The following is a 20,908-nucleotide window of genomic DNA, read 5'->3' as shown; positions in this document are numbered from 1 at the left end:
ACCGTAAAACGGGAAGCGGGCGGCCCACCCGTGTCGGCTACGATTTCAAGGTTCGCAACGAAGCAGGAACCGCGGACCAAGGACCACGAAACCGACCTGGGAGCAGCCCCCGATGGCTCGACACCTCATCACCAGCGCCCTTCCGTACATCAACGGAATCAAGCACCTGGGCAACATGGTGGGGTCCATGCTCCCGGCGGACGTGTACTCCCGCTACCTCCGCCAGCGCGGCCACGACGTCCTGTACATCTGCGCGACGGACGAGCACGGCACCCCGGCCGAGCTGGCGGCGAAGGAGCGGGGTCTTCCCGTGGACGAGTTCTGCGCGCAGGCGCACGACGCCCAGAAGGCGGTCTACGACGGCTTCGCGCTGGCCTTCGACTACTTCGGCCGGAGTTCCAGCCCCCAGAACGTGGAGATCACCCAGCACTTCGCCCGCCGCCTCAACGAGAACGGCTTCATCGAGGAGCGGGCGATCCGCCAGGTGTACAGCCCCACCGACGGCCGCTTCCTCCCGGACCGCTACGTCGAGGGCACCTGCCCGCACTGCGGCTACGACAAGGCCCGCGGCGACCAGTGCGAGAACTGCACCCGGGTCCTGGACCCCACCGACCTGATCAACCCGCGCTCGGCGATCTCCGGCTCCACCGACCTGGAGGTCCGCGAGACCAAGCACCTCTTCCTCCTCCAGTCGAAGCTCCAGCACGAGGTCGAGGAGTGGGTGTCCCGCCACGAGGCGGACTGGCCGCAACTGGCGTCCTCCATCGCCCGCAAGTGGCTGACCGAGGGCCTGCACGACCGCGCGATCACCCGTGACCTGGACTGGGGCGTCCCGGTGCCGCAGGACACCTGGCCTGAGCTGGCGGCCGAGGGCAAGGTCTTCTACGTCTGGTTCGACGCCCCGATCGAGTACATCGGCGCGACGAAGGAGTGGTCGGACCTCGACCCGGCGAACCGCGACTGGAAGTCGTGGTGGTACGACGTCGACACCGACGTCCGCTACACGGAGTTCATGGCCAAGGACAACGTCCCCTTCCACACGGTGATGTTCCCGGCCACCGAGCTGGGCGTGCGCGAGCCGTGGAAGAAGGTCGACTTCGTCAAGGCCTTCAACTGGCTGACGTACTACGGCGGAAAGTTCTCCACGTCCCAGAAGCGGGGCGTCTTCACCGACCACGCCCTGGAGATCCTCCCCGCCGACTACTGGCGCTACTTCCTGATCGCCAACGCTCCCGAGTCGGACGACTCGTCCTTCACCTGGGAGCACTTCACGGCGACGGTGAACAAGGACCTGGCCGACACCCTCGGCAACTTCGTCAACCGCGTCCTGTCCTTCTCCAAGAAGCGCTTCGGTGAGGACGTCCCCGCGGGCGGCGAGCCGGGCGAGGCGGAGACGAAGCTGGGCGAGCAGATCGCCGAGCTCCTCGCCGAGTACGAGTCCCAGCTGGAGGCGCTCCAGTTCCGCAAGGCGGCCGCGGCCCTGCGTGCCCTGTGGTCCGCGGGCAACTCCTACCTGGAGGAGAAGGCCCCCTGGCTGGAGATCAAGACGGACAAGGACGGCGCGGCCCTGACGCTGCGCACGGCGATGAACCTGATCCACCTCTACGCGGTGGTCTCGGAGCCGTTCATCCCGACGACGTCGGCCGCCATGCGCCAGGCGTTCGCCCTGCCTGACGACACCGCGACCTGGATCACGCCCGCCGAGGCCCGGTCCCTCACCTCCGTCCCCGCCGGCACCCCCTTCACGGTCCCGCCGGTCCTGTTCGCCAAGCTGACGGACGCGGACCTGGAGACCTACAAGGAGCGCTTCGGCGGCGAGCCCGCGTAGCCTCCAGGCATCCGAACCAGGCCCGGTGATGTCGTGCGACGTCACCGGGCCCTGCTTTGCCAAAAAGGCCAACGAGATGTCCTCCCACGCGCAGTCCGGACGCATCGGGGCGTCATCGCTCATCCCGCACCTAGAATTCTTGACCACTGGGGAATGGGATGCCCGTGCAAGCTGGGGGGACGAGCCAGATGGTCATGCAGTCGGTGATTCCGGACACGTCGAGCGGGTCTGTTCCGGCACCCGGTCAGCGTGTAACCGTACGCAACCGCCCCTGGGTAGTCACCGACGTCCTCCGCTCCACCGCCGCAAGCGACGACCCGGCACGCGCCGCGGAAGCCGCCACCAGCCACCTGATCACCCTGTCTTCGCTGGAGAGCGACGGCCGGGACGAAGAGCTTCGGGTGGTCTGGGAACTGGAACAGGCGACGGACGTCCACGACCAGTACGAGCTACCCTCTCCGCACAACGGTTTCGACGAGCCGGGGCGGCTGGACGCCTTCCTGGACGCCGTCCGCTGGGGCGCCATCGCCTCCGCGGACAAAACGGCCCTCCAGGCACCGTTCCGTTCCGGTGTCGAGATCCAGGACTACCAGCTGGACCCCGTGGTCCGCGCCCTCTCCATGCCTCGTACGAACCTGCTGATCGCCGACGACGTGGGTCTGGGCAAGACCGTCGAGGCCGGTCTGGTGATGCAGGAGCTGATGCTGCGGCACCGTGCCCGTTCCATGCTGATCGTCTGCCCTGCCGGGCTGACCCTCCAGTGGCGGGACGAGATGCGGGACAAGTTCGGTCTGGACTTCCGGATCGTCGACACGAAGATGCTGCGCGAGCTGCGCCGGGCGGCGGGTCCGTACGCCAACCCGTGGCAGCACCATCCCCGGCTGATCGTCTCGATCGACTGGCTGAAGCGGGAGCGTCCGCTGCGGATGCTGCGCGAGGTGCTGCCCCAGGTGCCGGACTATCCGCGCGCCTTCGACCTGCTGGTCGTGGACGAGGTGCACACCTGCGCCCCGTCGGGGACGGGCAAGTACGCGGTGGACTCGCAGCGGACCCTGGCGGTGAAGCTGCTGGCTCCGCACTGCGAGCACCGGCTGTTCCTCTCCGCGACCCCGCACAACGGCTTCCTCAACTCGTTCACGGCTCTCTTGGAGATGCTGGACCCGCACCGGTTCGCCGTCGGCATCAAGCCGACCGACGAGCAGCTCAAGCGGGTGATGGTGCGCCGCATGAAGTCGGAGCTGCCCCCGTTGTGGAACGGCAAGTCCCGGTTCCCCCGCCGTGTGCCGCACGCCCTGGAGATCGACTACAGCGACTCGACCCGGGAGGCGTACACGAAGCTGACGGAGTACGCCCGCTCCAGGCGCTCCGGCCACAGCGAGGGGAAGGCGGGCCGGACGGCGGCCGACTTCGTGACGACGCTGCTGAAGAAGCGGTTCCTGTCCTCGCCCAAGGCGTTCGCGGAGACCGTCAACACCCACCTGGGCACGATGACGGCCCGGCGGGCCCCCGCGGATCAGGAGGAGCCCACGATCAGCGTCCGCGTGCTGCGCCCGCTGATCGAAGGGGTCGACGAAGCCGAGGAGGCGGACGAGCAGGAGCAGGCTGAGGCGGCACAGCGCGCCCTCACGGCTGCCCGTCACGCGATGCGTCCGCTTACCGACCGCGAGCACACGCTCCTCAGGGAGATGGACGCCTGGGCGGTCGAGGCCGGCAGGCGGCCGGACGCCAAGTTCGAGCGCTTCCGGGAGTGGCTGGACGAGATCGTCTGCCCCGCCGGGCCGAAGGGCGACTGGGAGGAGCAGCGGGTCATCGTCTTCACCGAGTACCGCGACACCCAGCGCTGGCTGTACGGACAGCTGCTGGCGGCCGGGTATCCGGCGGACCGGATCGCGCAGCTGCACGGCGGCCAGGACCGCGACGACCGCGAGCGCGTGAAGCAGGAGTTCCAGGAGAGCCCCGACCTGTCGCCCGTCCGGATCCTGCTGGGCACCGACGCGGCCAGCGAGGGCATCAACCTCCAGGCGCACTGCCACCGGGTGCTGCACTGGGAGATCCCGTGGAACCCGAACCGCCTGGAGCAGCGCAACGGCCGCGTGGACCGGCACGGGCAGAAGGCCGATCAGGTGGACGTGTTCCACTTCGTGCCCGAGGGCTGGCAGGGCTTCGACCCGACGCACGACTTCCAGACCGACTCGGGTTATGAGGACGGCGCCCTGGAGGACGAGTTGCACTTCCTCGCCGTGGCCGCCCGCAAGACCGAGCGGATCCGCGAGGACCTGGGCAGCGCGGGCGAGGTGATCGCCGCGCAGGTGGAGCAGAAGATGCTGGGCCGCCGCTCCAGCTGGACCACCGCCGACGCCGAGATCACCAAGCGGTCCGGGAAGGCCGTGCTGAAGGTCGAACGGGATCTGGCGCGGGACCTGGAACGGCTGGTGGACGCGCTGGCAGGCAGCCGTCAGGAGCTGCACCTGACCCCGGAGACGGTCGAGCGGGTCGTCCGCACGGGCCTGCTGCTGGCCCACCGCAAGAACCTCATCGAGGTCCCCGACCCCCGGCCCGGCCACAACGCCCGCTGCTTCCGCCTGCCGGAGCTGCCCGGGGCCTGGGCCCGCGCCCGGAACGACGGGCTGCGGCACCCGCTCACCCACAAGGAGCGCCTGGTCGTCTTCGACGAGCTCGAGGCGCGTGACCGTACGGACGTGGTGCACCTGCACCTGGGCCACCGGCTGGTGCAGATGTGTCTGCGGCTGCTGCGCGCGGAGCTCTGGTCGGCCGACGTGTCGGCCAAGTTGTCCCGCGTGACGGCGCGCGTGGTGCCGGACGGGCTGCTGCGGCAGCCGGCCCTCGTGGCGCACGGCCGGGTGGTCATTACCGGCAGCGGCGGCACCCGCCTGCATGAGGAGGTCATCGCGGCGGGGGGACTGATCGAGGGCGGCAAGCTCTCGGTGGCGAAGAAGGACGAGGTCGAGGCGTGGCTGGCGGCCGCGACGGAGGAACTGCCCGCGGAAGGTGTTCGGGACGAACTGGCAGGCCTGTGGCCGCAGTTGGAGAAGCGTCTGGGCGCCGCGCTGAACACGCAGGCCAACCGGCGCTTCCGCTCCCTCGAAACGCTGCTCGCCAAGCGGTGTGAGGAGGAGGTCGAGGGCATGCGGGCGGTCCTGGAGGACCTCAGGCGTTCGATCCGGGACCGCCTCGACAACACCGAGTACTGGAAGCAGGACTCGCTGTTCGAGGTCGAGGACGAACGGCGTCAGTTGCACGCCGACCATGAGGCGCTGGAAGAGCGCTGGAAACGGCTGCCGGAGGTGATGGAGACGGAGACGGCCGCGCTGCGCCGCCGCTGGGCCGATCCGTCGCCCCGCTGGTTCCCGGTCGCCGTGACCTTCCTCGTCCCCCGTTCCCTCTCGCCCCTCGCCGCCACCGCCCGCCAGGAGAACCGCTGATGCCGACCGCCGCCCCCGCCGCCAGGAAGTTCCCGCCGAAGGGCTCGGTCCCCACCCCCGCCGAGCAGCACGAGGACTGGCTGCGGCTGCTACGCCCGGACGGCCCGTTCATCTCGCTCCCGGTACTGGTGGGCGCCTTCCCGCAGGGCCTGGACACCATCCCCGACGACGTCCGGGCGCAGTCGCGGCAGGCCTGGGCGGAGGTTCAGGAGGACCCGGAACTGCTGCGGTCCTCCTGGGAGCGGTTCGTTCTGACCAAGCTGCTCGACTGGCGTGCCCCCGGCCTCCGCGAGGGCGCCGCGATCCCCGATTCACTGCGCGCCGGCGCGAACACCCCTGACGCGGTCCTGCTCGGCCCCGGCCAGTCGGGCCTCGCCCCACGCGCCCTGTTCTTCCGTACGGAAGACTGGGGCGGCCCCCTCAACCGCCCGAACGGGGACCGGCCCGGCCACGCCGACCGGGCCGCCGAACTGTGCCGGGCCCGGAACGTACCGCTGGCGCTGCTCACCAACGGCCGCGAGTGGGCGCTGGTCCACGCCCGTCCGAAGGAAGCGACGACCGTCGCCGTCTTCGACGCGGACCTGTGGTCCGAGGAACCGATCCTGGCCCGCGCCTTCACCAGCCTGCTCACCGCCCGCCGGGTGGCGCGCCCACCGGTGGACGCCGAGGGCAAGCCGTCCGAGTCGACGGCGGGCCTGTTCGAGCGCACCGCCAAGGACCGCTCCGAGGTCACCGACACGCTCGGCCGCCAGGTCCGCGAGGCGGTCTCCCTGCTGGTGGCGGAGCTGTCCCGGCTCGACCGGGAAGCGGGCGGACAGCTCTTGGACGGCGTCCCCGCGAAGGACGTGTACGAGGGCGCGCTCACCGTCATGATGCGCCTGGTCTTCCTCCTCTACGCCGAGGAACAGCGGCTGCTGCCGTCCGGGGACGAGCTGTACGACGCCTCGTACGCCGTCGGCCCGCTCCACGAGGAACTGGCTACCGCCCAGAGCCTGCACGGTGACGAACTCGGCGACCGTGTGGAGGCCACCTGGCCGCGTCTGCTCGCCGTGTTCGCCGCCATCCACGGCGGCTGCACGCACGACCGCCTGTGGATCCCCGCGTATGGCGGCTCGCTCTTCGACCCGTCGCGCTACCCCTGGCTGGTGCCGGCCAGGGTCACCGACCGGGTGGTGTACGAGATCCTCGACGCCCTCCTCACCCTGCGCGCCCGCAAGGGCTTCAAGGGCAGGGAGCGCCTCTCCTACAAGGGCCTGGACGTCGAGCAGATCGGCCACGTCTACGAGGGTCTGCTGGAGTACGGCTGCAAGTGGGCGGACGAGCCCTACGTGGGCGTCTCCTTCGGGCGGGACAAGAAGTACGAGGCGGTGCTGCCGCTGGCCCGCCTGGAGGAGTGGTCGGCGGCCGGGACCCTCGCGGACGAGGTGGCCGCCGCCTCCGGTACGAAGGCGACGACGGTGACGGGCGCGCAGGCCAAGTCGGGCACGGTCACCGTCGAGCTGGAGACGGCATGCGGCAGTGACGCGGCGCTGGTGGAGCGGGCGGCGGCCTTCACCGGCCTCTACGGGCTCGACCTGCGGGACGAGCCGAAGGTGTGGCCGGCCGGTTCGGTCGTGGTCGTCCGCTCCGGCAACCGCCGCGACACGGGCACCCACTACACGCCGAAGGCGCTGGCGGAGGAGGTCGTCGAGCACACGCTCGCGCCGCTCTGCTATGCGCCGGGTCCGGCCGAGGGTGCGGCACCGGGTGTCTGGCAGGCCAAGTCGGCGGACGAGCTCCTGAAGCTGCGGATCCTGGACCCGGCGATGGGTTCGGGCGCGTTCCTGGTCTCCGCCTGCCGGTACCTCTCCGACCGGGTGGTCGAGGCATGGCTCCGGGAGCCGGAACTCCCCCCGGAGATCGCCCGGGACGTGGACCGCGACGACCACGAGCAGCTGCACCAGATCGCCCGGCGGCTGGTCGCGGACCGGTGCCTGTACGGCGTCGACCGCGACCCCATGGCGGTGGAACTGGCCAAGCTGTCGCTGTGGCTGGTGACACTGGCGAAAGGTCGGCCGTTCTCGTTCCTGGACCATGCGCTGCGGTCGGGGGACTCGCTGGTCGGGGTCATCGACGTCCGGCAGGTCAAGCAGTTCCATCTGGAGTGGCAGGACCGGCAGTTGAGCCCGGAGGTCGCGCGGGCGCTCGACGTCACGGAGACGTTGCTGTCGGAGGCGGCGGAGCTTCGACGCAAGATCGAGTCGACGGCCGTCAACGACATCCGGACGGTACGCGACAAGGCGGACCTGCTCGCGCAGGCGGAGTCCCGGACTAACCGGCTGCGGCTGGCGGCCGACGCGGTGGTGGGCGCGGCCCTGGCCGCCGAGGGGCTCTCCGACGAGGAGGCCTCCGACATCTCCGGCGAGGAGAACGTGGGCGGGGCCCGGGGCGCGGCCCGCTTCCACGACGCCAAGGAGGATGCGAAGTCCCGGGCGTACCGGAACCGGCTGGAGTCGGTGGCGGGGCTGGTGGCTACCGCGTTGGAGGAAGGCGCCGGGGCCGAGGAGGCGGCGGTTCGGGCTCGGGGGATTGTGGATGGGTGGCTGAAGGGGCCTCGGGCGGAGGCGGTGCGGCCGTTGCATTGGCCGCTGGAGTTTCCGGAGGTTATGGGGGTGGGGGGCGCGGCTGGGTTTGATGTGGTGGTGGGGAATCCGCCGTTTGTTGGGGGCCTGATGATCTCGGGACCCCTTGGCCAGGATTATCGCGAGTACCTGGTCAACCGGATTGGCGGCGGACAGCGCGGCATCGCAGACCTCTGCGCCTACTTCCTTCTGCGAAACCTAACCCTCACCTCGGCAAGCCGCACCGGGATCATCGCTACGAAGACCATTGCCCAAGGGCCAACCCGGGAGGTGGGACTCGAACAGGCAATGGCGAAGGAGTGGATCGTTAACCGAGCGATCAAATCCCAGCCATGGCCGGGTACGGCCCACGTACAAGTCGCTCTTGTCTGGCTGGCTCGGAGCATCGGTGCAGGTGAAGCTATCTTCCTGGACGACGAGCCTGTCGAGAGCATCACAGCTCTGCTAACGCCTCGCTCGCAAGTCGCTGGCATGCCTCATCCGTTGGCCGCAAATGAGGCAAGAGCCTTCCAGGGGTCAAATCTTCTGGGGCAGGGATTCATCCTCGAACCTGAGCAAGCTCGGGCCCTCATCAACGAGGACCCCAGGAACAAGGAAGTCCTGTTCCCTTACTTCAACGGTGACGACCTCAACCAGCGAACCGGCGCACCTGCACGCCGCTGGGCCATCAACTTCCGTGACTGGCACCAAGACGAGGCTGCAAAGTACCCAGAGGTCTACGCAATCGTGGAACGAGACGTTAAGCCTGAGCGGGCAAAGAACAAGGACCAGCGGCGCAGGGAAATTTGGTGGCGTTTCACACGGCCGACCATCGAGCTGTACAGCGCGGTTGAGCACCTGGATCAAGTGATCGCCGTGGGGCAGACAAGTAGTACCCAACTGCCTACGCTGCTGCCCAGAGATTCAGTCTTCGACCAACAGTTGGTCGTCTTCCCTACGAGCAGCTATGCAGAACTCGCCTTTCGCAGCAGCGAATTCCAGTTCTGGTGGACCGTTCAGTACTGCTCGACCAGAACCGCAGATATCGTGTATACACCGACCACTTGCTGTGCCCCGCTGCCCCTTCCAGAACTCAACAACGAGCTAGACAGTCTCGGCATGGATCTGGACGCCCTCCAGAAGGGAACAGGCCTCGCCCTCACGCCGTTGTCACAGAGTATCCACTCGCAGGAGGAGTCAGCGGCCGACATCGTTGCACTCCGAGATATTCGCCGAAGGATCGACTACGCCGTCCTGGCTGCCTATGCCTGGGACCTCGACCTTGAGTACGGCTTCCACGAAACCCGACGTGGAACCCGCTACACCATGTCGCCGGGCGCTCAGACGAAGATCCTAGACCTGCTTCTTCAGCTGAATCACGCCCGATACAAGGAAGAGCTGGAAAAGGGACTACACACTCCGGAGGCCAAGCGCCGCCGCGCTGCCGCCCGTAAAGCCAAGGCGAAGGCACGAGCCGCTGCACGCTCCCTCCAAAACTCCCCGGGGGACTTCGGCGACCACAGGGCGTTCCCCGAGCCGGACGCGCTGTTTTGAGCCGTACGCCAACGCGCCCCGCCCCGGTACAAACCAGGCGCGGGGCGCGTGCCGTTGAGGAGTCAGCCTTCCGACGCGTACGTCACGAAGCGCGCCCAAGCGCCAGGCGCGAGCGCGAGACGGGGACCCGCGATGAACTTGGAGTCGCGGACGTGGACCGTGGCGGGGGTGCTGGCGATCTCGATACAGGAGTCGCCTTCGCTGCTGCTGCTGTAGCTGCTCTTGAACCACGCCAGGTCGGCGGCGTCTCCGGCCGAGGTGCTGCTCATCGTGTCTCCCCCAGCAGTTGCTCAATGAAGGCGGTCGACTCACGGGGCGTGAGGGCCTGAGCCCGGATGATGCCATACCGCAGTTCGACGATACGGAGTGTTTTCGGCTCGGTGACCGGTCGGCCATTGGCCACCGCCTGCGAACGTCCAACCACCGAGCCGTCATCGAACTTCAGCACCTCGATACCGCCAGCCAATCCCGCGTGCTCCTCGCGCTCCATCGGCATCACCTGAAGCTCAACATTCCGCAACCGACCGACGTCCAGTAGATGCTCAAGCTGGCCGCGCAACAGCGTCCTCCCTCCAAGAGGACGTCGGAGTGTCCACTCCTCCAGGACGAAACTAAGTTCAGGCGTCGGGTCCCGCTCGAACACGGCCTTGCGGGCCACACGCGCGGCGATGAACCGCTCCACCTCGTCCTCGCTGTAAGCCGGGCGCCGCATCAGGAGCAGGCCGCGTGCGTACTCAGGGGTCTGCAACAACCCATGGATGTTCAGCGGATCGTAGAGCTGAAGCTCAACCGCCTTGGCCTCCAACGCTGCCAGATCCCGAACCTTCTTCGGATACCTGACCTTCGCCACATCCTCCTTCATCGCCGAGAGCAGCCCACCCGCCGCCAATACCTCGTCCGCCTTGTCCAGGAACTCAGGCCGAGGGATCCGCTTCCCTCCCTCGATCTTGTAGACCATGTCCTCCCCGTACCCGACCACCTCCCCGAACTCGGCGGCCCGCATCCCCACAGCCTCCCGCCGCAGCCTCAACTGCCGCCCCACGGTGGACACGACGGCCAACCCCCACTCGTCGTCCGGGTCCACCTCCCACCCCGGCTCGTCCGCCTCGGTCCTGAGTCGTCGTACCTCGCCGTCCACCGACATGCCGCACTCCTCCGTCGTCCCGCCGTGCCGCAACGCCCGTACCCGTAGGGCCCGGCCCGCTCCGACAGCCCGGACAACAGTGGACAAGGCCCGGACAGTCACCCTACGCATCGGCGTCGTCACTGTTCACGGTAAGCACGCACCGCCACGCTCAGTGACGTGAACCAGAGAAACTCCACCCAACTCCACCCCCCGACCCGCCACTTCAGCGTCCTGCTGTCCCCCACACCACGCGGCGCCCGCCTCGCCCGGCTCCTCGCCACCGAGTGGCTGCGCACCTGGGAGCTGCCACACCACGCCACCGAGGCCGCCGAACACCTCGTCGCCGAGCTCGCGGCGAACGCCGCCACCCACGGCCGCCTCCCCGGGCGCGACTTCCGCCTCGCGCTCCTGGCGGGCAGCGAGACCCTCCGCGTCGAGGTGACGGACACACGCGGTGACGACCTCCCGCACCGCCGACCAGCAACCCCCGATGGCGAATCCGGGCGCGGTCTCCTCCTCGTCGAGGCGCTCTCCGACCGCTGGGGCGTCGAACTCGGGCCCGTCCCCCGCAAGACCGTTTGGGCCGAACTCGACCTCTCACCGGAGTTCGGAAACGTGTGCTCCGGTGGTTCGGGCGCTCTCCTCCAAGAAACACGAGAGGGAAAGAAACCTCACCAAGCCCCACCCCTCCCGCCCACGGAGCCCGCTCACTCGCGCGAGTGAACATCACCAACTCAGCTGGATTCGGCACCGGTTGCCTGCTCTACGCTCAGCGCGACACAGCACAACCCCCGGACATACGACGGCCCTCGCAGGGACTGCAATCCCGTTGCGAGGGCCTGACCACCAAGGAAGTCGACACCTTCCCGATGGACACCCAAAACCCTAGCGTGCCCCCGCACGCCCAGTCCCGTATCGGCGGGAAAAACCACCCTCTCCGTCACGCCTCCACGGCGGCGTACTCCGGCGGAGTCGTCCACGACAACACCCGCCACACCACCCGCTTCACGGTGATCGGCAACCACCTCGCGCAGCACCCCGACCTCTCGGGGCTCGCCATCGGGCTGGCCGTGCACATCCAGTCCCTCCCCGCCGGCGCCCGCGTCGACATCAAGACCCTCGCCGCCCGATTCCCAGAAGGCCCGACCCGTATCGCCGCCGCCCTGCGCGAACTGGAGACCCACGGCTACCTGCGCCGCCCCCGCGAGCGCACCGAGAGCGGCCGCATCGTCACCCGCACTGTCTCCTGCAACCAGCCCGGCCGACGCGGCAGCGAGCGGGCCGACGCCACCCCCAAACCCCCGGCCCGCCGAGCAGCGGCGGCCCCGCAGCAGAAACCCGCACGCCGCGCCCTCCCCGCCGTGCCGCAGCCCGCGTACACCTCACCCAGCCTCCTCCAGACGGCCACGGACGTCCTCGCCGGCCTCCGCCGCCACGACCCCCGCCTCCTCCTCTCCGCCACCGACGCCGAGCACCTCGCCCCGGGAGTCGCCGCCTGGCTGGAGCGCGACCTCACCCCCACCGCCGTACGCCACGCCCTGACCAACGACCTGCCGCCCGAGCCCCTGCACCGCCCGGCCGCCCTCCTGGCCCACCGCCTGACCGCCCAGCTCCCACCCCCGCCCCCGTTCCGAGCACCCGCACCGCCACCGGCCGTCCCGCATCGACTCCGGAACTGCGACGGCTGCGACCGCGGCTTTCGCGGCCCCGAACCGGGCCGCTGCGGCGACTGCCGCACCCGCGTGCCCGTGCCGATCGCGTGAGCCCTGAGCAGCGGTGTCTGTCTGAGAACACACACGCACGAAGAAGAACCGAGACACGTAAACCTGGAGGTACGACGGTGCGGAGCGGCAGCTGGCGCGAGCGCAGGCGCGCGCTCCTGAGCGACGACCCCGTCGCAGCCCAGAAGGCCACACTTCTCATCGCCGAGCTGGGGATCGAGGAACGGAGCGACGCGGAGATCGAGGCCGAGCATCGGGCGGTCTTCCTGGCAGCGGCACGTATGTGCGCGGAAGAGGCCTGGTACCCGTGCCCAGCTCCGCTCGCGACCCCGCTCCTCGACAGCCCCGGCCGGATATTCTGGCCGGGGCACCCCATGGAGGACACGATGAGCATTCAGGCCGATCACGGACACGAGCTGATCCCGCGTCCCGAGCAGACTCCCGATGCCCTGCGTGCCGCCCTGGCCGTCCTCGCCCCCGGGCGTCTGGGAGAGATGCAGAGCACGAAGGACGAAGCCTTCGCGAAGGCGGTCGAGTGGCAGTCGCTGAGCCCCGTACGGAGCTGGGTCCTCGCCTGGGCCAGGGACGTCGAGATCGCCCGCCGCCCCGATCTGTCCGTCCGCCACGCTCGTGCGAAGAGCAACCTGGAGCACGAGGATCCCGTCGTCGCTCGGGACGCCCTGCGGGAACTGGGCGACGTCCTGGACGAAGCCATGGAAGCAGTGCGCGAGTGAGCTGGAAGTGGGAGTACGCCTTCGGCGCGGAGGAAGCCTCCCGCACCGCTCCCGCGGATTTCCTGACCGGTGTCGAAAGAATGGCGGACGAGCTGGTCAGGGCTGCCGAGGCTCTCCACGTCCATGGCCGGGCCCATGCCGGGGTCGACCCGAAGGGCGGAGATGTCATCGTTCCCGGCGGCATGTTCACGTACCAGGTCGTCGTGCGCAGCGAACGGGTCTACGTCGTGCAGATCACCTATCTCGGCTTCTGAGGCGCGGCGGCTGCCCGGAACATGGAGGCCTCGTCCGCGGCCGATTCAATGCGGCCTGACCACGAACCTCCGCACCCCCCGCATCCGCACCCCCGTCCCGTACGGCTCCACATCGCCGTGCACCGCCACCTCGAACCCGTCGAGCCAGGCCGCCGTGGCCCTCTCCACATCCTCGGGGCGCAGTTCCACCCGCACACTGCGCACCCGTGACGCATCCTCGTGGAGCAGCGAACCGTAGATCGTCGCCTGGCGGTCGTCCTGCCCGCTCAAGCGGGTGACCACCCCGTGCAGCACCGTGCCCTCCTCGCGAGCCGCCCGTTCACGCAGATCCTTCGCCCCCGCCTCCAGCGCCTGCACGTGGAGCGGGGTGAGCGACACCGGAGGCGAGTCCTGCGCCACCGGCCTCTCGGGTGACCAGTCGAAGGCCAACGAGAAGGACCGCTGCTCCTCACCGGCGATTCTCACCAGTGCCTCGCAGAGGTTCGCGGACAGGCCAGCGCCGATATACCGCCCGAAGCCGTCCAGGGAGTCACGGGTAAGCGTCTCCTCGGCGGCAGCGTGCGCGCAGGTGACGCCCGCGAACAGCATCCGAGAGACGGTGCGCGCGAACGGTTCGGAGGGCCGTAGGTCCGGTCCGCCGCCCGGGAACGCGTCGTCTTCGAAGAGCGACGCCTGCCGGGCCTCGTCCGCGGGCACCTCGCCTTGTCGCGGGCTGGATCGGAGGTCCGGGAGAGGAGTGTGCGCGGCGATGACGTAACTGCCGACGCGCGTCTGGTCCAGCCGGACCGATGCGACGTGGTCCTTCACCACTTGCGGCTTCTGCCCCGGCTGCACGGCCTGCGGCTGGACCGCGGCAGAGGCGGCGGCGGTGTGCAGGTCCTTCAGACCGGTGAGGGCCGACACCAGGTCCAGCAGAGGAGCCGTACCGGACGGGCCCGGCGGAACCAGTCGCAGGAACTGCCAGTCCACCGGCGGCAGTTGCATCTCTCGCAGAATGTCGCCTGGGGTACGTGTCTCGACGACCGCGAGGGTTTCCAGGATGTCGACGACACGCCCCGGGTAGTCACGGCGCTGTGTCAGCGGCACCAGGACCTCGTACGGCGGGCCAGGTTCGCTGGCGGGAGTCCTTTCCCACAACTCGCCTCCGGCCAGTCCACGCTCAGAACGCCAGCCTTTGCCGCTCAGGTACCGCCGCAACAACTCCGGTGCGAGCTCCGCCGCCTGCTGGAAATCCGCGTCCGTGATCACCTTCATGACGCCTCCAGCAGTTCACGGCCCTCGGTGAACAGCTCGTGCAAGGAGTCGACGGTCAGCAGGTTGGTGCGCGGCACGTGCACGGTGCGAGTCGTCCCGTTCTCGCACAGCTCTTGATCGTGCAGGCACGCCCAATAGGCGGCGTGGCGCAATAACAGCCGGTCAGGGTTCGCGTGCGACCACGTGACGGCGTCGGTCGGGGCCAGGACGAGGAAGAGGAAACGGGGGACGTCGTATTCGCGGCCGGCCAGTTGGTTGTAGTTCTTGACCTTGAGGTCGTAGGAGATGTGCTCGCTGTGCACGTCCGGCGACGACGTGCACTTCACCTGCGCCTCGATGATCGGATACCGACGGGTCCCGGGCCGCCCCGGGTGCCCCAACTGCCAGTCCACGCCAACCCGGTCGCGCTCACGGCGGGCCGCGTCGATGTTGGCGGCGGCGGCCAGCATCCGGATGAACTGCTCCCCGAAGTCGCCCCGGTGGCCGTTTTCCCCGAACCCCGTCGAAGCCTGCATCCACCCCGGAACCGGTTCAGGCCCGTGAAGGGGCACGCCGTAATTCCCCTTGCGTGAGGGCGAGGACTGCGGCGGAATACCGCCCGTTCTGCTGTCCGTCATACGCCCCGCTCGCCTTCCGACCCCCGCGCTCCCACCGACGTGCCGCGCGTGTCATACCCCCGGACGACGCACGGTAACGAGCGTCACACACCCAGCCAAAGGCCTTGATCGAGATCAGGCCGAAAGCAGCCTGTCGGATGGCGGAATGCGCGGCAGTCGATCGAGTTCCGCACAGAACTTCGTGCCGGTTGTCGGTGGCCCGACCTACTCTGGCCCCGTGACCCAGGATTCCCTCGCCGCCTCCGGCACCGGGCCGGACCCGTCCGACCCGGTCCTGTCCGCGCCCAGCCCGCAGGAACTGCGCGACCGGCTGTCCGAACTCGTCGTGCGCGACCTGCTCGGACCGACCGGCGACGAGCAGGAGGAGCTGGCGGGGAACCCGCTGGACCACTACATCATCGGGCGGCTGGCCCCCGGCGGCGTACGGACCGGGAACGGGACGGCGCTGCGGACCATCGGCAAGGAGGTGGCGCCCGAGACGCTCGACGAGCAGAGCGTGGCGCCCGAACAGGAGCCGGAGGCCGGCGATCCGGAGCCCTCCGCTCCCAGCGTGCCCAGCCTCCACCCGTCGACCCTCGGGCTGACGGTCCGCGTGGACAAGAAGATCCAGGAGCTGACGGTCGACTGCGCCTGGGCGAGGTACGAGCGGGGTGACTCGCAGATCGAGGGCAACCCGAAGCGGGTGTTCCACCGCGTGCCATGCTCCGGCACCGTCGGCGTGAAGCTGGTGGAGGGTGAGCTGAAGGCCCGGCCACTGCATGCTCAGCACTTCCCGCACATCGTGGTGCGCGGACGGGCCCGGCTGCACGAGGGCTCGTGGCTGGTGTCCCTCTTCCTCGTCAACGGCCAAGAGGACAGGCCTGGTTCGGCGCACTGGATGTTCCAGGCGTCGATGACGGTCACGGGCGGGCCGGACACCGCTCCCTTCCTGCCGCGCCGCACGGTCGAACCGTCCGGGGGAGACCAGGGCGAGCGGCGCTCGCTCGCGATGACGTACCGCTTCCTCCCCGAGTTCGCCGTGGGCCACGGCACCGGGGTGCACGCCGAGGCGTCCCCGGTCGACCGCCGACGGGCCGTACGCGTCTCCACCACGGCCACGCCGTCGTACGAGGTGCCGCACACGGACGTGCCGGACCCGCACCGCCAGGACGACGCGGACCTGTCCGAACTGACCGCGCTCATGCTGGACATGAGCGAGCTGAGCCGGATGGAAGCCGATCCGCTGCGGGCCGCGCTGCTTCCGTTGGTGGACGGCTACCGCTCTTGGATCGAGCGGCAGAGGCAGTCGGTGGACGACCCGGCCGCCGAGCTCGACGGCTACCGGGCCGAGGCAGAGGAGAACATGCGCCTCGCCGGGCGGGCCGCAGACCGTATCCAGGCAGGCATCAACCTTCTGCGGGACGATCCCGACGCCCTGGACGCCTTCCGGTTCGCCAACCGCGCCATGTGGCACCAGCGCGTGCACACCATCGCGGCAAGCAACCGGCGTCGCACGCCCTCGATGCCACTGCAGGAAGCCGTCGAGGCCGCCGACCTGCCGAAGAACCGCAGCTGGCGCCCCTTCCAGCTGGCCTTCCTACTGCTCAACCTGCCCTCGCTCGCCGACCCCGGCCATCCCGAGCGTGCCGACGACAGGACCGCGCTGGCCGACCTCCTCTGGTTCCCCACCGGTGGCGGCAAGACCGAGGCCTATCTCGGTCTGACCGCCTTCACCCTCGCCATTCGGCGGCGCAAGCCCCACCTCGGCGGACTCGACGCCGAGCACGGAGTCGCCGTGATCATGCGGTACACACTGCGGCTGCTCACCATCCAGCAGTTCCAGCGGGCGGCCGCGCTGATCTGCGCCTGCGAGGTGATCCGCCGGGAGGCGCCGGACCGGTGGGGCCGCAACCCGTTCCGGATCGGCCTGTGGGTGGGCGGCCGGGTCACTCCCAACACCACTGACCAGGCGATCGACTGGGCCAAGGAGCAGAAGAAGGACAAGGGTCGCGGCGGCTTCGGGCGGATGGGCTCCCCCCACCAGCTCACCAGTTGCCCGTGGTGCGGCTCGAAGATGGAAGCGGGCCGCGACATCAGTGTCGACAGGACACTCCGCCGGACGTTCATCACCTGCCCCGACGCCTACGAGTGCCCGTTCGGCGCGAGCGCTTTCGGGCTGCCCGCCGACGAACAGGGACTGCCCGTCCTCGTCGTCGACGAGGAGATCTACCGCCTCCCGCCGAGCCTCGTCATCGCCACCGTCGACAAGTTCGCCCAGTTGCCGTGGAAGGGCGACACCCAGGCGCTGTTCGGCCAGGTGTCCCGGCGCTGCACCCGCCACGGATACGTCACGCCGTCCGCGGTGGACGCGGACTGGGAGGCGTCCAGCCACCCGGCGGCCGGCGACCATGAGTCCGCCACCACCGTCGACGCCGTGCGAGTACGCCCGCCGGATCTCATCGTCCAGGACGAGCTGCACCTCATCTCCGGCCCACTCGGCTCCCTCACCGGGCTGTACGAGACGGCCGTGGACCGGCTCTCCACCTGGGAGCCCGAGAGCGGCGTCAGCGTGCGCCCCAAGGTCATCGCCTCCACCGCCACCGTGCGCCGCGCCGACCGCCAGATCCACGACCTATTCGCCCGTCGCACAGCGGTCTTCCCGCCGTCCGGACTGAGCGCCGACGACACGTTCTTCGCCCGCCGGCGGCCCACCGAGAAAACCCCCGGCCGCCGGTACGTGGGTTTCTGCGCCCAGGGCGTGCGGACGAAGTCCGTGGCCATCAGGGTGTTCGTCGCCCAGCTCGCCGCCGCTCAGTACCTGTACGAGACGTACGGGGCGAGCGATCTGACCGACCCATACATGACGCTCGTCGGTTACTTCAACAGCCTGCGCGACCTCGGTGGCATGCGACGGCTCGTGGAGGACGACGTGTCGGCCAGGCTCGTCCGGGCCGACCGCCGGGGACTTGCCACCCGGCGGATCAACGAACCGGCCGAGCTGACCAGCCGCATGGCCTCCGACGCCATCCCCGACATCCTGGAGAAGCTCGACATCACCTTCGGCCGCAGGCCCAAGGGATCACCCCGCCCCATCGACGTCCTGCTCGCCACCAACATGATCGCCGTCGGTGTCGACGTCTCCCGGCTCGGTGTCATGGTCGTCAACAACCAGCCGAAGTCGACCGCCGAGTACATCCAGGCGACGAGCCGTGTCGGCCGCAGGGCACCCGGTCTCGTCTTCACTCTGCTCAACTGGGCCCGTCCGCGCGACCTTTCGCACTACGAGACGTTCGAGTCCTTCCACGCCACCATCTACCAGCATGTGGAAGCCCTGTCCGTGACGCCGTTCGCGGACCGCGCCGTCGACCGGGGCCTCACCGGCGTCCTGGCGTCCCTCGTCCGGAATCTCAAGCCCGACTACAACGCCAACCGGGGTGCCCAGTGGGTCGACCGGCGCGGCGAGGTCGTCAGCCATGCCGTGGCTTCACTCGAACTCCGCGCCAGGGACGTCACGGACGACCGGCACATCGCCAACGAGGTGCGGGCCCGGCTCGACACCCGGCTCGACTACTGGGAGCAGAAACGCAAAGCCCCCGGAGCGATCCTCGGCTACCGCGCGGCCCGGCGCCAAGGCGACGTCGCCCCGCTCCTGCTGGAACCGGACAGCGGCCCGTGGCGGCTCATGACCTGTCCGACGTCGCTGCGCGAGGTCGAGCCGCCCATCCGGCTGATCCTCACCGGTGACGCCGGCACCGACTTCGCAGCCGAGCCGCCCTACACTCCGCGCGAACAGCCCGACGACAGCAGCGCCCCGGACGCGGACGCAGATCCCTGGGAGACCACATGACCGCCCCCGCAGCAGAAGCGCTCCGCGTGGGCGAACTGCGTCCCAGCCAGCTTCTTCACACCTACGGCATCGGCGCCGTCACCGACCTGCCCAACCTGTCCACCATGGTCATGGGGCTCGACGACTGGGACCCGGTCCGCGCCCGCGTCCTGACCGAGGACCGTCTTCTGGCCGCCGTCCGGCGCCGCCTCGGCGGCCATGTCACCGCCCTGCGCACCCCGCCCCACCTGCCCGAGAACCCCGCCGACCCGTACGGCGACTGGACCAGGACGGGCGTGCCGGTCGGCCTCTTCCCTCGCTGGCTGCGCTGCTCGCGGGAGCGCTGCAACCAGCTGGCACCCGCGTCGGGCGGCCTCTTCGATCTGCGGCGGAACCTCTACCGGCCGGAGAAGACGAAGTACGTCCACATCAACTGCGGCGGCCCCGGCGCCGGACAGCCCACCGCGCTGCCCGCCCGCTTCCTCGTGGCGTGCCCCAAGGGCCACATGGACGACTTCCCCTGGGTGTACTTCGTACATCGCGGCAGCACTTCGTGCGAGGGTCAGACACTGAGCCTGACCGAGTCCGGCACCACTGGCGAAGCCGCCAACGTCTTCGTCCGGTGCACCTGCGGAGTGGCACCCCGCTCAATGGCCGACGCCCTCGGGCAGGCCGGGGAGCGGAACCTTCCCGCGTGCCGTGGCCACCACCCGCACCTCGGCACCTTCGCCCAGGGCGGATGCCAGGAGCACGCGCGCACCATGGTGCTGGGCGCCACCAACAGCTGGTTCGCCTCGCAGTTGAGGCTGTTCAGCATTCCCCGCGCCGAGGAGCCCCTCACACAGACGGTCAGGGAACACTGGACCCTGCTCTCACCGCTGGCCGCCGTCCCCGCGGACGCGGCCAAGATGCTGCTGCCCACCCAGGCCTGCTGGCCCGAGCTGGAGCAGTACGGAGCGGACGCGGTCTGGGCGGCGGTGACCAAGGAAGCTCAGGCAGTCGCCGGTCACGAGGGTGAGGAGGACGAGGAGTTCGACCTCACCACACCGGAATGGCGCGCCTTCACCCACCCTCGCGACCATGCCCTGCCGGACTTCACCACTGTGCGGGAGCGTCGCCTTCCCGACGACACCGCAGACTGGCTGGACAGTGTCGTACTGGTCCACCGGCTGCGCGAGGTTTCTGCCCTCACCGGTTTCACGCGGATAGAAGCCCCCGAATGGTTGCCCGAGGAGGACACGCACACGCGCGTCGTGGCTCCGCTCAGCCGCAACAACGCCTCCGCCTGGGTCCCCTGCGCAGAACTGCGCGGCGAGGGCGTGTTCCTCGCCCTCAAGGAGGAGCGTCTCGCCGAGTGGGAGCGGCAGGACGCGGTGCGCGCCCGCGAGGAGATCCTGAAGTCCGCCCACCAGGCCTGGTGCACGGCCCGCCGCGTCGAGCCCCGGTGGCCCGGCATTCGATACGTGCTCCTGCACACGCTGGCGCATGTCCTCATCCGCCAGTTCGCCCTGGAATGCGGCTACGGCGCATCGGGAATAGCGGAGCGCATCTACGCACGATCGGGCTCCGACCCCATGTCCGGGATCCTGCTCTACACCGCCGCTCCCGACAGCGAGGGCACCCTGGGCGGGCTCGTCTCGCTCGGCCGCAGTGAGCGGCTTGGCCCCGCGATCGCGCAGGCCCTCGAAGAGGCCAGACTGTGCAGCTCCGACCCCATGTGCGCCGAACACGATCCACGCATCCACTCGCGACTGCACGGGGCGGCAAGCCACGCCTGCCTGTTCGCCGCGGAAACCTCCTGCGAGCGGGGCAACCATTACCTGGACCGTGCCCTGCTGGTGGAGACCCTGGCGGACGACAAGTGTGCGTTCAGACCGTGAGCCGACCGAGCGGCCAGGGCCTGAGCGGATCGGATGGGTCGTCTGCTCACACGGCAGACGTGCCCGCAGCCCGGAGCGGCGCTCCCTCGCAC

The 20,908-nt window shown here is 69.5% G+C and carries 13 protein-coding genes; 9 read left to right on the top strand and 4 right to left on the bottom strand.

Annotated elements, in window-relative coordinates; genetic code table 11:
- Positions 1-112 precede the first annotated feature (112 nt).
- The 3 genes from metG (at position 113) to OOK07_RS22070 (ending at position 9,425) form a co-directional block, all read left to right on the top strand.
- Positions 113-1,828, top strand: a complete 1,716-nt coding sequence (metG, locus tag OOK07_RS22080) for a methionine--tRNA ligase (RefSeq protein WP_266798085.1) — start codon at positions 113-115, stop codon at positions 1,826-1,828.
- A gap of 158 nt (positions 1,829-1,986) precedes the next feature.
- Positions 1,987-5,271, top strand: coding sequence for a DISARM system SNF2-like helicase DrmD (drmD, locus tag OOK07_RS22075; protein ID WP_266798084.1), 3,285 nt, complete (start codon positions 1,987-1,989; stop codon positions 5,269-5,271).
- Positions 5,271-9,425 (top strand): Eco57I restriction-modification methylase domain-containing protein, encoded by a 4,155-nt coding sequence (locus OOK07_RS22070; RefSeq protein WP_266798083.1) that lies wholly within the window; start codon positions 5,271-5,273, stop codon positions 9,423-9,425. The genes drmD and OOK07_RS22070 overlap by 1 nt, the downstream gene beginning before the upstream one ends.
- 62 nt (positions 9,426-9,487) lie before the next feature.
- Here OOK07_RS22070 and OOK07_RS22065 read toward each other — a convergent pair whose 3' ends face one another.
- Together OOK07_RS22065 and OOK07_RS22060 are read right to left on the bottom strand one after the other, a co-directional pair.
- Positions 9,488-9,694 (bottom strand): DUF397 domain-containing protein, encoded by a 207-nt coding sequence (locus OOK07_RS22065; protein ID WP_266682496.1) that lies wholly within the window; start codon positions 9,692-9,694, stop codon positions 9,488-9,490.
- Complete coding sequence (locus tag OOK07_RS22060; protein ID WP_266682495.1) at positions 9,691-10,569, bottom strand: helix-turn-helix domain-containing protein; 879 nt, start codon at positions 10,567-10,569, stop codon at positions 9,691-9,693. Before OOK07_RS22060 ends, OOK07_RS22065 begins: the two co-directional genes overlap by 4 nt.
- Before the next feature lie 159 nt (positions 10,570-10,728).
- On the opposite strand from OOK07_RS22060, the gene OOK07_RS22055 reads away from it, so the two are divergent.
- The 4 genes from OOK07_RS22055 to OOK07_RS22040 all read left to right on the top strand — a co-directional run bounded on the left by OOK07_RS22055 (position 10,729) and on the right by OOK07_RS22040 (position 13,260).
- Positions 10,729-11,274, top strand: coding sequence for an ATP-binding protein (locus tag OOK07_RS22055; protein ID WP_266682494.1), 546 nt, complete (start codon positions 10,729-10,731; stop codon positions 11,272-11,274).
- A gap of 146 nt (positions 11,275-11,420) precedes the next feature.
- Complete coding sequence (locus tag OOK07_RS22050; protein ID WP_266683665.1) at positions 11,421-12,314, top strand: helix-turn-helix domain-containing protein; 894 nt, start codon at positions 11,421-11,423, stop codon at positions 12,312-12,314.
- A gap of 344 nt (positions 12,315-12,658) precedes the next feature.
- A complete protein-coding gene (locus tag OOK07_RS22045) occupies positions 12,659-13,006 on the top strand; it encodes a hypothetical protein (protein WP_266683663.1) in 348 nt (115 codons plus the stop codon).
- Positions 13,003-13,260: a cupredoxin domain-containing protein gene (locus OOK07_RS22040; protein WP_266682493.1), complete on the top strand. Its 258-nt coding sequence runs from the start codon at positions 13,003-13,005 to the stop codon at positions 13,258-13,260. The genes OOK07_RS22045 and OOK07_RS22040 overlap by 4 nt, the downstream gene beginning before the upstream one ends.
- Before the next feature lie 45 nt (positions 13,261-13,305).
- Here the strand turns inward: OOK07_RS22040 and OOK07_RS22035 are convergent, their stop codons facing one another.
- The gene (locus OOK07_RS22035) at positions 13,306-14,514 is read right to left on the bottom strand and encodes a hypothetical protein (RefSeq protein WP_266682492.1); all 1,209 of its coding nucleotides are present in this window, start codon (positions 14,512-14,514) and stop codon (positions 13,306-13,308) included.
- Positions 14,511-15,029: a DUF4365 domain-containing protein gene (locus tag OOK07_RS22030; RefSeq protein WP_266682491.1), complete on the bottom strand. Its 519-nt coding sequence runs from the start codon at positions 15,027-15,029 to the stop codon at positions 14,511-14,513. The genes OOK07_RS22035 and OOK07_RS22030 overlap by 4 nt, the downstream gene beginning before the upstream one ends.
- A gap of 319 nt (positions 15,030-15,348) precedes the next feature.
- On the opposite strand from OOK07_RS22030, the gene drmA reads away from it, so the two are divergent.
- Together drmA and drmB are read left to right on the top strand one after the other, a co-directional pair.
- A complete protein-coding gene (gene drmA / locus OOK07_RS22025; RefSeq protein WP_266798079.1) occupies positions 15,349-18,957 on the top strand; it encodes a DISARM system helicase DrmA in 3,609 nt (1,202 codons plus the stop codon).
- On the top strand, positions 18,954-20,816 hold the full coding sequence (gene drmB / locus OOK07_RS22020; protein ID WP_266798078.1) for an MrfA Zn-binding domain-containing protein: 1,863 nt from the start codon (positions 18,954-18,956) through the stop codon (positions 20,814-20,816). Before drmA ends, drmB begins: the two co-directional genes overlap by 4 nt.
- Positions 20,817-20,908: the final 92 nt, after the last annotated feature.

The organism is Streptomyces sp. NBC_00078, assembly GCF_026343335.1.
In the GTDB taxonomy this organism is placed as follows: domain Bacteria; phylum Actinomycetota; class Actinomycetes; order Streptomycetales; family Streptomycetaceae; genus Streptomyces.
This window is presented reverse-complemented; position numbering and strand designations above follow the sequence as displayed.

Bases quoted from the DNA above. Each gene is read 5' to 3' on its own strand.
- metG (WP_266798085.1), top strand. From the start codon at position 113: ATGGCTCGACACCTCATCACCAGCGCCCTTCCGTACATCAACGGAATC.
- drmD (WP_266798084.1), top strand. From the start codon at position 1,987: ATGCCCGTGCAAGCTGGGGGGACGAGCCAGATGGTCATGCAGTCGGTG.
- OOK07_RS22070 (WP_266798083.1), top strand. From the start codon at position 5,271: ATGCCGACCGCCGCCCCCGCCGCCAGGAAGTTCCCGCCGAAGGGCTCG.
- OOK07_RS22065 (WP_266682496.1), bottom strand. From the start codon at position 9,694: ATGAGCAGCACCTCGGCCGGAGACGCCGCCGACCTGGCGTGGTTCAAG.
- OOK07_RS22060 (WP_266682495.1), bottom strand. From the start codon at position 10,569: ATGTCGGTGGACGGCGAGGTACGACGACTCAGGACCGAGGCGGACGAG.
- OOK07_RS22050 (WP_266683665.1), top strand. From the start codon at position 11,421: ATGGACACCCAAAACCCTAGCGTGCCCCCGCACGCCCAGTCCCGTATC.
- OOK07_RS22045 (WP_266683663.1), top strand. From the start codon at position 12,659: ATGAGCATTCAGGCCGATCACGGACACGAGCTGATCCCGCGTCCCGAG.
- OOK07_RS22035 (WP_266682492.1), bottom strand. From the start codon at position 14,514: ATGAAGGTGATCACGGACGCGGATTTCCAGCAGGCGGCGGAGCTCGCA.
- OOK07_RS22030 (WP_266682491.1), bottom strand. From the start codon at position 15,029: ATGCAGGCTTCGACGGGGTTCGGGGAAAACGGCCACCGGGGCGACTTC.
- drmB (WP_266798078.1), top strand. From the start codon at position 18,954: ATGACCGCCCCCGCAGCAGAAGCGCTCCGCGTGGGCGAACTGCGTCCC.